11 protein-coding genes and 1 riboswitch are annotated in these 13,263 nt (G+C 34.8%); of the genes, 6 read left to right on the top strand and 5 right to left on the bottom strand.

All coding sequences use genetic code 11. The features are described from left to right. Window positions 1-132: 132 nt before the first annotated feature. Window positions 133-1,374: an aminopeptidase gene (locus tag ABC346_RS06630; RefSeq protein ID WP_413234097.1), complete on the bottom strand. Its 1,242-nt coding sequence runs from the start codon at window positions 1,372-1,374 to the stop codon at window positions 133-135. 194 nt (window positions 1,375-1,568) lie between these two features. Between ABC346_RS06630 and ABC346_RS06625 the strand changes: the two genes are divergently transcribed. Further along, window positions 1,569-1,895: a winged helix-turn-helix transcriptional regulator gene (locus ABC346_RS06625; RefSeq protein ID WP_413234096.1), complete on the top strand. Its 327-nt coding sequence runs from the start codon at window positions 1,569-1,571 to the stop codon at window positions 1,893-1,895. A gap of 99 nt (window positions 1,896-1,994) precedes the next feature. Here the strand turns inward: ABC346_RS06625 and ABC346_RS06620 are convergent, their stop codons facing one another. From ABC346_RS06620 to megL, 3 genes are all read right to left on the bottom strand, one after another. Then, a complete protein-coding gene (locus tag ABC346_RS06620) occupies window positions 1,995-2,510 on the bottom strand; it encodes an acyl-CoA thioesterase (protein ID WP_413234095.1) in 516 nt (171 codons plus the stop codon). A gap of 63 nt (window positions 2,511-2,573) precedes the next feature. Continuing rightward, complete coding sequence (cls, locus tag ABC346_RS06615) at window positions 2,574-4,013, bottom strand: cardiolipin synthase (RefSeq protein WP_413234094.1); 1,440 nt, start codon at window positions 4,011-4,013, stop codon at window positions 2,574-2,576. 176 nt (window positions 4,014-4,189) lie between these two features. Next, the gene (gene megL, locus ABC346_RS06610) at window positions 4,190-5,374 is read right to left on the bottom strand and encodes a methionine gamma-lyase (protein ID WP_413236523.1); all 1,185 of its coding nucleotides are present in this window, start codon (window positions 5,372-5,374) and stop codon (window positions 4,190-4,192) included. Window positions 5,375-5,683: 309 nt separating this feature from the next. Here megL and rarD point away from each other — a divergent pair, with 309 nt between their 5' ends. From rarD to ABC346_RS06590, 4 genes are all read left to right on the top strand, one after another. Further along, entirely contained in the window at window positions 5,684-6,604 is a 921-nt protein-coding gene (rarD, locus tag ABC346_RS06605; protein WP_413234093.1) for an EamA family transporter RarD, read from the top strand. A 78-nt stretch (window positions 6,605-6,682) separates the two neighbouring features. Continuing rightward, a riboswitch (SAM riboswitch) is annotated at window positions 6,683-6,793 on the top strand. A gap of 104 nt (window positions 6,794-6,897) precedes the next feature. Continuing rightward, window positions 6,898-8,568 (top strand): O-acetylhomoserine aminocarboxypropyltransferase/cysteine synthase family protein, encoded by a 1,671-nt coding sequence (locus tag ABC346_RS06600; RefSeq protein ID WP_413234092.1) that lies wholly within the window; start codon window positions 6,898-6,900, stop codon window positions 8,566-8,568. A 226-nt stretch (window positions 8,569-8,794) separates the two neighbouring features. Beyond that, a complete protein-coding gene (locus ABC346_RS06595) occupies window positions 8,795-9,724 on the top strand; it encodes an SGNH/GDSL hydrolase family protein (RefSeq protein ID WP_413234091.1) in 930 nt (309 codons plus the stop codon). Between the two features lie 11 nt (window positions 9,725-9,735). Further along, the gene (locus ABC346_RS06590; protein ID WP_413234090.1) at window positions 9,736-10,401 is read left to right on the top strand and encodes a YpmS family protein; all 666 of its coding nucleotides are present in this window, start codon (window positions 9,736-9,738) and stop codon (window positions 10,399-10,401) included. A gap of 178 nt (window positions 10,402-10,579) precedes the next feature. Here the strand turns inward: ABC346_RS06590 and ABC346_RS06585 are convergent, their stop codons facing one another. Further along, complete coding sequence (locus ABC346_RS06585) at window positions 10,580-11,143, bottom strand: hypothetical protein (RefSeq protein ID WP_413234089.1); 564 nt, start codon at window positions 11,141-11,143, stop codon at window positions 10,580-10,582. A 224-nt stretch (window positions 11,144-11,367) separates the two neighbouring features. On the opposite strand from ABC346_RS06585, the gene ABC346_RS06580 reads away from it, so the two are divergent. After that, entirely contained in the window at window positions 11,368-12,990 is a 1,623-nt protein-coding gene (locus tag ABC346_RS06580) for an ABC-F family ATP-binding cassette domain-containing protein (RefSeq protein WP_413234088.1), read from the top strand. Window positions 12,991-13,263 lie beyond the last annotated feature (273 nt).

Here is a 13,263-nt window from a genome sequence, read left to right as displayed (position 1 = left end):
GAAAAATAGGCGACTCCGTTGGGAAAAGCTTCAGTTGAATGGCTGAACCATACCCAAGGAAATCGCCTATTTTTCTAACTTACAATATTATGTTTAAGTAAGATAAACCTTATTATTTTGGAAATCAATGGGTTATCCTTTAATATTAAGTGCCCATGTTCCATTTCTAAATACAGGCTCTGTTGATCCATCAGCTTTTACACCATCAATATCCATTTGTTCAGAACCAATCATAAAGTCAACATGAATAAGACTATCATTTACACCATGTTTATCTAGTTCATCTAGATCCATCGATGCACCGCCTTTTAAGTTTGTTGGATAAGCTTTACCTAAAGCAATATGGCAAGACGCATTTTCATCAAATAATGTATTATAGAAAATTAAACCAGATTGAGATACTGGTGATTCATGTGGAACTAGCGCAATTTCCCCTAAACGAAGAGCACCTTCATCTGAATCCAGTAAATGTTTTAATACAGCTTCTCCTTGCTCTGCTTTAAAATCAACTACTTTTCCATCTTTAAACGTTAATGTAAAATTATCAATTAAACTTCCACCATAATTTAATGGCTTCGTACTAGAGACCGTTCCATTCACACCATATTTATGCGGTAGAGAAAATACTTCCTCAGTAGGCATATTGGGATTAAAACTAACTCCTGTTTCTGCTTCTGCAGATCCACCTTTCCATATATGACCATCCGGTAGTTCCATCTCTAAATCTGTTCCTGGTGCTTTAAAAATTAACTTTTTGTATTCTTTATCATTTAAAACTTCACGAGCAGTCTTCAATGTTTCATTGTGCTGATCCCATGCTGCAACCGGATCTTCCTGGTCCACTCGTACAATCTTTAATATTGCTTCCCATAAACTTTCCACTGCATCCGTTTCTGATTTATCTGGAAATATTTTCTGTGCCCAAGCTTTTGATGGGATTGAAATAATTGTCCAAGGAATTTTATCATTCATCGTATACTTCCGGAAGTTCACCATAGCTTGCGCAGAAGCTTTATTTGCTTTAGCCACTTTAGATGGATCAATATCTTTTAACAAATCTGGATCTGTTGCACGAATATTAACTACTGCTGCACCATCTTCTGCAAACGAATCATGTAATTTTACCTTCCATTCTGGATAATGTTCGATTACCTCGTCCGGAGCGTACTGATACTTTAATAAAGTTAACTCATCATCCATCCAATTAATATGTACGTCTTTAGCACCTAATTCGTAAGCCTTACGAGCAACAATTCGTGTAAAATCCGCCCCTTCTATTGGAGCATTAATCATAACTGCTTGACCCTTTTGTAAATTAACTCCTTTTTTAAGTGTCAATTCCGCATATTTTTCTTGTGTATGTGTACTAATCATTGTCTAACCTCCACAAAGTTATCTATAATCTATCATCCTTTCTATTATTTCACATTCAACGGAAAATTGCCAAAATTTATATTCGTGCATAAGGTAGCGTCACATTTACTATCATAACCGTTTATGTTATTCTTGATTCAACGATTACTTTTTGTAATTAATGCTGACGAATTATATAGATTGAGGTGAACACAATGGATCAGCAGCTTTGTCCTCGTTTTGAAAAAGCGATGGGGTTATTAAGTACAAGATGGGTCGGCTTAATCTTGTTTGAGTTACTAAAAGGTGCAAAGCGTTTTTCCGAAATGGAAGCCGATTTACCAATCAGTGGTCGATTACTTTCTGATCGTTTGAAACTTCTTGAAAAAGAAGGCATTGTTGAACGTAATATTTATTCCGAATTTCCTGTTCGTATTGAATATTCACTATCATCAAAAGGTAAAAGTTTAGAACCTGTTATTCAAGAAATCCAAAAATGGGCTGACCAGTATGTATCAGCTGATGAGGTAGAACAACACTAAAACGGATGCAAGCTTCGATTAGAAGTCTGCATCCGTTTCTTAATTCCTCTATACATATGTTATTTAAAGTGTAATGCACTGTAACCCTCACAGATCAATTTATTTTTCCGTACGGTAGGTTGTCCCAAAAGTCTCTGCGAGTTTTTTTGAATTAAGTCTTCTCTCTTCACGACGATTTGCTCGTAAAGGTGCACTTTCATGTAACATTTTTTCATCATCAGTTTCTGGATATACTGGAGGAACTGAGATTGGTTTTCCATTTTCATCAATTGCTACAAATGTCATAAAAGCTGTTGTACATGCTTTTCTTTTTCCTGTTTTAATATCTTCTGTAATAGCGCGAATAAAAACTTCCATCGAAGTCTGATGTGTCCATGTTACAAATGCTTCGATAGAAATGTATTGCCCAACTCGTACCGGTGCTAAAAAGTCTACAGAATCTGTAGATGCAGTTACAACAGGATTATTAGCGTGCTTCACAGCAGCAATTCCCGCTATATCATCTAAATGCGCCATTAATTTCCCGCCAAATAATGTATTATAAGGATTCGTATCAGGTGGAAGTACATGTGTCGTCTTAATTGCTAGTGATGCTGAACAAGGTTTTGCTTCCATTCAAAATTTCACTCCTACTGTGCTTTTTCATTATGTTGTGTAGATGATTCCATTCCCTACTATTTACAAGACAGGTGAAATCAACCTAGATATAGACTCTTTAAAACGGATTCCTATCGATCTTTGTTCATAAAGTTTCATTGTCATTTGTGTTGATTTTTCCAAATCTGTATCGAACTTATTTAATAACCGATTCACTACTTCAGAATCGTATAGAAATGCATTCACTTCAAAATTCAGTCGGAAACTACGCACATCAATATTAGCTGTACCAACTGAAGCTATTCTACCATCCACTACAATTGTTTTAGCATGCAAAAATCCATTTTGATAAATAAATATTTCTGCTCCAGCTTGGATTAAATCACCACAATACGATAATGTTGCCCAATATACAAATGGATGGTCGGGTTTGTTTGGAATCATAATTTTAACATGTACTCCAGATAAAACAGCGATTCTTAATGCATCCCTTAAGCTTTCATCCGGGATAAAATAAGGAGTTTGAATATAAATATATTCGTTTGCCTCCATGATCATTTTGATATACCCATTTTTGATTTGTTCATATTCCGAATCCGGACCACTAGTAACAATTTGCATACCGACATTTCCAGAAGAAATGGTTTCATAATAACTTTCATTATATGCGATATTATCTCTCGATGCTTGATTCCAATCCAAAATAAAACGGGTTTGCATACTCTGTACCGCATCACCTATTACACGCAGATGAGTGTCTCTCCAATAACCAAATTTCTTATTAATCCCTAAATATTCATCCCCTACGTTAAAGCCACCTAAATATCCAATATTACCATCAATAATAGCTAGTTTTCGGTGATTTCGATAATTAATTTTGAAATTGACTATAAATCGAGATGGGAAAAATGCTTCGACCATCACTCCAGCAGTTTTCAGTCGTTTTATATAACTCCTTTTTAACGACCTTGAACCCATATCATCATACAGAACTCGTACTTCTACACCTTCATTAACTTTTTTAATTAGCATATCAGCAAGTCGATTTCCTAATCCATCACTTCGCATAATATAGTATTGAATATGTACATGCTTTTTCGCATTTTCAATATCCTCTAGCAAAGCATCAAATTTCTCTTGTCCATCTGTAAAAATATCTACACCATTATTTTGTGTATAAATAGCTTCATCATTTTTCAAATGCAAATATACGAGGTCCTTATGTTCGATAAGATCTGGTTGATTAAATTCGAATTGATTTTCTTCTAAAAGCCTTAATTGAGCTTGGACTGTTGTCTTTACTCCCAACCGACTCTTCTTATCCCACGAAAAAATCTTCCTATTACTGATTGGCTTTCCAAATATCAAATACAGAAAGAAACCAAGTATTGGTATAAATAGAAGGACCATTACCCATGCCCAAGAGGAGGTAGGATCCTTACGTTCAAGAAAAATAATAGAAATAGCTAATGCAATATTAAGAACAAATGTTAGTCCTAATAACAAAGAGGTAATTCCCATGGCCATTTCCCCCTAACTAAAAAACATTACACTTTATAATAATAGCACAGAAATGCATTTCTAGATAATACCACTAAATTCTTATCTTAAATATTGTTCCCAAGTATATGTACATTAAAAAAGAAGTATCTTCCAACCTTTTAGTTGTAAAATACTTCTTATTTCTTATATCCAATTTAAATGGTATCAAGTGCTTGTTGAATATCTTCCCATATATCTTCCCATGCTTCAATTCCAACCGAAAGCCTTAATAAGGATTCGGTTATCCCCATCTTCTTTCGCTCCTCAATAGGAATAACAGCATGTGTCATGGACGCTGGGTGTTCCATTAATGATTCCGCATCTCCTAAGCTAACAGCTATTTTAATAAAATGTAATTGATTTAATACTTGTTGTGCTTGCTTCTTTCCGCCTTTGACTTCAAATGCAAGGACGCCTCCCCCTAGCTTCATTTGTTTATTCGCGATAGTTGCATTAGAAAAATCAGGGTCACCTGGATAATAAACGCTTTTAACTGCTTTGTGTAATTTTAGTTGTTGAACTATTTTTTCTGCATTACTACTATGTCTATCCATTCGTATTGGTAATGTTTTTAGTCCTCGAATCAATAACCAAGCATCAAAAGGAGACAAAACTCCACCAATATCTTTCTGTGTAGTTAGAGCAATCTCACCCATAATCTGTTTTTCCCCAACTGCAAGACCTGCTATTACATCACCATGCCCGCCAATATACTTCGTAGCACTATGAATGACAAAATCACATCCTATTTCTAAAGGTCGTTGTACGTATGGCGATGAAAAAGTATTATCAACTACCACAGGCAGTTGATATTTCTTGGCTACTTTTACAACTAATTCTAAATCAATCACTTCCATGGTAGGATTAATCGGAGTTTCCACATAGATTAATGCTGTTTCTTTGGTTATTTGGTCTTCCAATTCCTTCTCGGATGACATATTAGAGTAATCTGTTCTAATATTATATTTTTCTTTCATCATGGATAACAGACCATATGTACAACCATATAATCCAGATGAGCAAATAATGTGATCATTGGCTTTTGTTAGTGCAATTAAAATAGCGGATACCGCTGCCATGCCCGAAGAAAAAGCTAATCCTCGCTCTCCGCCTTCTAATGCTGCAATTTTTTCTTCTAAAATGCGCACAGTCGGATTACCTAAACGAGAATAAATATACCCTTCTTCCTCTGCAGCAAATCGCGCTTCCCCTTGCTCTGCTGAATCAAAAATATAAGTTGATGTTTGAAATATTGGAGGAGTCAAGCTCCCGAGCATCTGTGTTGAATCATAACCTTCATGAATAACTGACGTTTCCATATGTTTATATGACTTTTTCATCATCACAATCCCCCTCTTTTATTAATAGTAAGACTTAAATCAGCTGATTTTTTCACCCACTGACGATTAATCCGACTTAGCAGGGTGTTTAACCCCAGTTTCACAGTTCAATAATGATAATTCTCTATTTCTTGCTTTAAGAGTTTTACAGACAATTCCTCACCATGACAAACATGTCAATTCTATAATAAAGTATTTACCACATTTATGAAAGCGTTTTCTTTATGGCGAATTCAAATAATTGATTCCTTTCAAAAATCCATCTATTATTATATGAAACTCAATGTACTTACAGAAAGAAGGATAATTATGGGGAATAAATCATTACAGCAAGGGATGATTCTTGCATTTAGTGCTTATTTACTTTGGGGCTTCCTGCCAATCTATTGGAAACAACTTGACACCATTGAAGCAGGAACTATTCTTGCGCATCGCATTATCTGGAGTTGTGTATTTATGCTTTTGCTTGTTGTACTGTCTGGCAAATGGCGGTCTTTTTTACATTCGATAAAGCATATTAGGAAGGAACGAAAAAAAATCATTGCTATTACCGCAGCTTCGGTTGTCATTACATTAAATTGGTTTTTGTTTATATTCGCTGTCAATGGTGGGCATGTTCTGCAAGCTAGTTTGGGATACTATATTAATCCTATTCTAAGCATATTATTGGGATTAATCATTTTAAAAGAACCGTCAACCAAATCGCAAATATTCTCTTTTATCCTTGCTGGTGTGGCTGTAGTTTATCTTACATTAGGGTATGGAATATTCCCGTGGATATCGATATTTTTAGCAGCTTCTTTCGCCATTTATGGTTTCATCAAGAAGACGCTAGATCTCAGTGCCATGTTTGGGCTTACATTAGAAACACTTGTTATGACACCATTTGCACTATTATATATATGGTTCGCTCCTCAAGCACAAGGATTCTCATTAAATCCTATTTTAACTTTAGAAAACCTGTTTTTAATAGGTGGTGGCATTGTTACTGCTATCCCTTTACTACTATTTTCTGCTGGGGCAAGAAGAATACCACTTGCTTCTGTTGGATTCTTACAGTATGTTGCACCGACTGTGATGTTCTTTCTTGGCGTATTTCTATATAAGGAATCTTTTACTACACACCATATGATTACATTTTTATTTATTTGGATAGCATTAGCAATCTATATGTATAGCTTATATAAACAATTACCTCGTAAACAACGGAAAAAGACATTAACTACATGAATATTTATATAATTATAAATTTACTGTTGACAATCAACAAGTAAACAGGATATACTTTTAACAATTTAATAAGCAAATCTCTTATCAAGAGTGGTGGAGGGAATAGGCCCTGTGAAACCCGGCAACCTGTGGCAATTTTGCTATTGAAAGGTGCTAAATCCTACAGACTTATCGTCTGGAAGATAAGAGGAGGTTCGGTTTTTTAAACAGACAAAGTCCTCTTCTTATGAAGGGGGCTTTTTTTAATCCTTCTCTTCTTACTTTAAAAATAATAATTTCAAGGAGGAAATACGATGTCTAAATTTCAATCATTACAATCAGAAACTATCTTACTTCATGGAGGTCAAGAACCAGATCCATCAACTGGATCACGCGCAGTTCCAATCTATCAAACTACATCCTATGTGTTTCGAGACACTGAGCATGCGCAAAATTTATTTGGTTTAGCGGAACCCGGCAATATTTATTCACGAATTATGAATCCAACCGTAGATGCTTTTGAACAACGCATTACACAACTTGAGGATGGTATCGGTGCTGTTGCTACATCATCCGGTATGGCTGCAATTACGTTAGCTATTCTTAATATTGCTGGTTCTGGAGATGAAATTGTTTCTGATAGTAACTTATACGGAGGTACATTTAATCTATTTGCTAATACCCTTCCGCGTTACGGAATCAATGTAAAATTTGTGGATGGTACAGATCCCCAAGCCATTGAAGATGCTATTACGGATAAGACAAAAGCCGTTTTTGGTGAAATTATAACGAACCCTAGCCTCTATGTATTTGATGTCGAAAAAGTTGCCGAAGTAGCACATAAGCACGGGGTACCGTTAATCATTGATAATACCTTTGCTACACCATATGTAACAAAACCGTTAACTTGGGGTGCAGATATTGTTGTTCATTCCGCAACAAAATGGATTGGCGGCCATGGAACAACCATTGGTGGTGTTGTCGTCGATAGTGGTCGCTTTGATTGGAATAACGAACGTTTTCCAGACTTTGTAAAACCTGATGAAAGTTACAATGGATTAAAATACGTTGACCTTGGAGCGGAGGCATATATTACAAAACTTCGAGTGCAGTTATTACGTGATATTGGAGCATCCCTTAGCCCACAAAATGCCTTTTTGCTACTGCAAGGATTAGAAACATTACACTTACGCATTAAACGACATACGGATAATGCATTGCAATTAGCAAATTATTTACAAGAACATCCAGCTGTCGAATGGGTGAATTATCCAGGGTTAGAGGAGCATCCATCTCACGAACTGGCAGGTAAATATTTAAAACAAAGCTTCGGATCGATTATTACTTTCGGAATTTCTGGTGGAAGAGAAGCAGGTCGAACATTAATAGATAATGTTTCATTATGGTCGCATGTTGCCAATGTAGGAGATGCCAAATCTCTCATTATTCACCCGGCTTCTACCACACACCAACAATTAAATGAGGATGACTTAGCATTAAGTGGCGTAACAGAAGAATTAGTACGATTATCTGTAGGTCTAGAGTCTATCGACGATATCATCGCTGATCTTGATCAAGCAATCGAGAAAGCGACTGGTAAATCACGTACAAATAAACCGTCTCAAGAGGAAGTTGCAGTACAATGGTTACTTCAGTCTCCATTTGATCGTAGTAATGGAGTACGGAAAAAAATAATTGCTACAATTCACGTAGACCAAGATCAACAAGCACCTCTGAGAAAACTAGGATATGAAATATTGCCGGTAACATCATTAAGTGAACTAAGTACAGAAGTTGATGCTATCTGGATTGATGAGACAGTACACTCTCTCGAAGGAACTGTTCCGTCAAATACGATTGTATTTGCATCGGATAGCCAGTCCTCTCAACTAAAAGATAACATTGTAATAACCAATCAATCACCAGCAAAAATTGCTCTACAACTTCGTAGCGGTATAGAGACGAAACAACCAATCAAGTTATAATTACTATAAAATATGTTTATGTTTCATTTTATTTGGGTAATAAAATATATATAAATAAAAGCCTTCCATAATGAAGGCTTTTTTTTTGCTATAAATTGTTGGTTTAGGTTATCAATAAATGGATTAAACTGTTATTATAAAAATCCATCTACATCAGCCTTCTTAATAGACAAATCCATTTACTAATTCATATTATATAAGAAATGAACTGCATAGGTGTGATTACATGAAAAACAAGAAAAAGATTATGATCTTCAGCGGATTGGTTGCATTAGTACTTCTAATCGCAATTGGATTTATCTATCAATCTCAAGATCCATTTAAACATCTTTCTTCTGATCAAAGAGAGAAAGAAACAGCACTACAACAACAAGTAGATCAGAATAAATCAAGAAATCAACAAAACAATGCGAATGACGAAACATCTAATGAGAATATAGAAGCTGAAGAAGCATCTGGAAATTCCTTTCCCGAAGTTATCAATGATGCTGTTCATGGTACTATGAATTTTCTATCTTCAGATGAAACACAGATTGTGGCAGTTGGTGATTCATTAACACAGGGTATTGGTGATGAAACTGAACAAGGTGGTTATGTTGGAATTCTTGATAGAACCATAAATAGTACTGGATATAGTGCTGATTTTGATAACTTCGGAAAACGAGGTAACCGTACTGATCAACTGCTAGAAAGATTACGGAATGAACAAGAATTGATTGATGCGATACAAGAATCAGATATTGTTTTAGTAACTATTGGTGCAAATGACATTATGCAGGTCGTTAAGGAAAATATCACAAGCTTAGATATTGATGACTTTCAGGTAGAACAAGTTCATTATGAACAAAGGCTCCAAGACATTTTCACTGAGATCCGGGAAATTAATCCCGATACTTATATCTATTTAGTGGGCCTTTATAATCCTTTTAAAAATTATTTTGAGGACATCCAAGAGCTTGATATGATTGTTAGTGCTTGGAACGATACTGGTACTAGTATTACGGATGAATATGAAAATAGCACTTTTATACCTATTGAAGATTTATTTACTGATACAAATAATATTAACCTATATGCCGACGATAATTTCCATCCGAACTACGAAGGGTATTATAGAATTGCTGAACGAGTATTAAATTATATGTCAATTAGATGAGGATGAACATAATGAGAGAACGATTAAAAAGACTAAAAATGATAAACAAGTGGAAAAAACTTTTCATAGGGTTATTTGCTTTAAATGTGCTTGTGATAATTATCGTTCTTACCCTCATTTTTTGGCCTGTATCAAGTAATCAATACCCTTCTTCAAATAATATCGATGAACAAGAAAGCTCTGAGTTTATTATTCGTACAACAAAACAAAATTTAAATAGCTTAGTAAATGCATATATCGAAAAATTACTTGAAGGGACAAATCATCATTATCGAATAGCGCTTGAAGAAGATGTACATTTAATGGGGGAATTACCTGTATTCTCTTCCACGGTTCCTCTATCAGTTAGACTTGAACCACTAGTCCAACCAAACGGAGATTTGATACTCAAACAAAAATCTATTTCTGTAGGATTATTAGAGCTTCCGAACAAAAAAATCATGGAATATATGGGAAGGTACTTACCAATGCCAGAATGGGTTACGATTAACCCAGAAGAGCAAGAAATCTATGTTGCAGTGACGGATATGGATATACAAGGAAACTTTCAAGTATCTGTAGAAAACATTGACTTAGAGGCAAATAATATAGCACTTAAATTGAATGTACCGTATGAAACACTTGGCATTCAACAACTAAACTCAGAATCATTACGTGGTTTTTATGAGGATGATTAACAATCTATACAGAAAAATAACGATTGTATTCGAATGAATAATTTTAGCTGTTTATAAGACATCAATAAAAAGAACCTATTTGGATAATTTAAATTCTCCTTTTAAGGCAACACAGCGTTTTTAATCTGTTTGTCTAAACAAGAACATCCACATAGGTTCTTTTTTTAATAAGATAATATTATAAAATCGATAATGATTGCTTCTCTATATTCTTTTTTAAACCGCAGTAATCATCTAATGTTCCTTCATATAATAATTCGATCCCTTGTAGTTCACGTAAATCAGATGGTGTGGTAAAATAAGGAGGCTTTTGGAACTTAAAAGATGAGATATGTTGTAGTACTGTTGCTACAAATTGAGAACAGAAATATGCTGATTTTCGATTAATTCTAATATGGAACATTACTCCAAACAAACCTATAAAATTATAACGATATATACTTTGTTGATTTTCTATATCTCTAATATGTTTTTTTATACTAAAATATTCTTCATCAGATACTTGGAAACAATAGATCGCACAGGGCGAGTATCGCATAAATGGATTTTTTATATCTTCCTTAACGAAACCACCAATAAACGGATTATTTGGTTGTTTTCTTCCAAAACTATATAATTCGGTTAATTCTTCATCAAATCCTATCGACACATGATTTAAAGGTTTTTTCGTATATAAATTTATAGCTCTAGAAAGATAACTTCCCGTATCTGTAAATAATAAATATACCGTCCTTTCACACATTCCCCTTACCCCCTTTGCTTAGGACGCATCTCTTTGTATTACTATATACAAAAGTACCTAGTTGTACAAGTTAATTTTTTATAAATTTTTAATATTACTTTTAATTTATGCAGTTTTATCCAAATATGCATACACAATTTAACTAATTCCTAAGTCCCATCTTGCATTGTAGCTACAAATGGCGTAAGCTGAATTTGATACTTTTTTTCTGGAGGCAATTAATAATGATTAACGTTACGAATGTTAGTTTACGATATGGAGATAAAAAACTTTTTGAAGACGTGAATTTAAAATTCACTCCAGGCAATTGCTATGGAGTAATTGGAGCAAATGGAGCAGGGAAATCAACGTTTCTTAAGATACTTTCCGGTGAAGTAGAACCACAATCTGGTAATGTATCTATGGCACCTGGGCAGAGACTAACTGTTTTAAAACAGGATCACTTTGCATATGAAGAACATCCAGTTTTAGAGACTGTGCTTATGGGACACGAACGCCTATATAAAGTAAAACAGGAAAAAGATGCAATTTATATGAAAGAAGATTTCTCTGAAGAAGACGGAATTCGCGCTGCTGAACTTGAAGGTGATTTTGCTGAAATGAATGGTTGGGAAGCAGAATCTGATGCAGCTGTATTATTAAAAGGTCTTGGTATTGATGAATCCATTCACGACAAATTGATGTCAGATATTCCTGAAGAACAAAAAGTAAAAGTTCTTCTTGCCCAAGCATTATTCGGTAATCCTGATATTCTATTACTGGATGAGCCGACAAACGGTTTGGATATTCAAGCAATCCAATGGTTAGAGGAGTTCCTTATTAACTTTGAGAATACAGTTATTGTAGTATCCCATGACCGACACTTTTTAAACAAAGTATGTACGCATATCGCAGACGTTGACTATGGAAAGATACAAATTTATGTTGGAAACTATGATTTTTGGTATGAATCTAGCCAGCTTGCATCAAAAATGGCACAAGAAGCCAATAAGAAAAAAGAAGAAAAAATGAATGAACTAAAAGAGTTTATCGCAAGGTTTAGTGCGAATGCTTCTAAATCAAAACAAGCAACTTCTCGTAAAAAAATGTTGGATAATATTACGTTAGAGGATATTAAGCCATCTTCACGTAAATACCCTTACATTGCATTTACACCAGAGAGAGAAATTGGAAATGACTTGCTACAAGTACAAGGTCTATCTAAGTCCATTAACGGTGTAAAAGTTTTAGACAACATTAGCTTTACGTTGAATCCAAATGATAAAGTAGCATTAATTGGTAAGAATGATATTGCCAATACTACGTTATTACAGATTCTTGCTGGTGAATTAGAACCAGATGAAGGTTCTTTTAAATGGGGGATTACAACTTCTCAGTCCTACTTCCCGAAAGATAACTCAGAGTACTTCGAAGGAAGCAATTTACCATTAGTAGATTGGTTACGTCAGTACTCCCCAGAGGATGAAACTGAAACGTTCTTACGTGGGTTCTTGGGACGTATGCTATTCTCTGGCGAAGAGGCGAAGAAAAAGGCCAACGTATTATCTGGTGGAGAAAAAGTTCGTTGCATGCTCTCAAAAATGATGCTTTCACATGCGAACGTGCTATTACTTGATGAGCCAACAAACCACTTAGATTTAGAGTCGATTCAATCACTAAATAATGGTTTGATTCGGTTTAAAGGTTCATTAATTTTCACATCACATGACCATGAATTCATTAATAGTATCGCAAATCGATTAATTGAAATTACACCATCTGGCATTATCGACAAAGAAATTTCTTACGATGAATATGCTCGTGATAAAGAACTACAAGACCGCATCCAAAAAATGTACGCATCATAAATAGCCCTCTCTAATTTAGAGAGACACTAATATTATTAAACACACCTTCGATATTGTAACTATCACTAGTGCCCTTTCGAAGGTGTTTTTGCATTGCATCGAGAAATGTATGTGAAATAAAGTGGAAGTTATATATAGGAAGATAATCCGCGGTATAATACTGTATCGATTTCTTAATAGCTTTGTCGAGCTGTTTTGGGTTTAAAGGAATTCTATTCACTACATTTTACGATTTCTCGTTCTGTTTTCGTTTATTGAGCACGTCTATTTACT

This window comes from Oceanobacillus phoenicis, from assembly GCF_047238145.1.
GTDB lineage: Bacteria > Bacillota > Bacilli > Bacillales > Amphibacillaceae > Oceanobacillus.
Note: the sequence above shows the minus strand (reverse complement) of the source record. Positions and strands in the feature narration are given on the sequence as shown.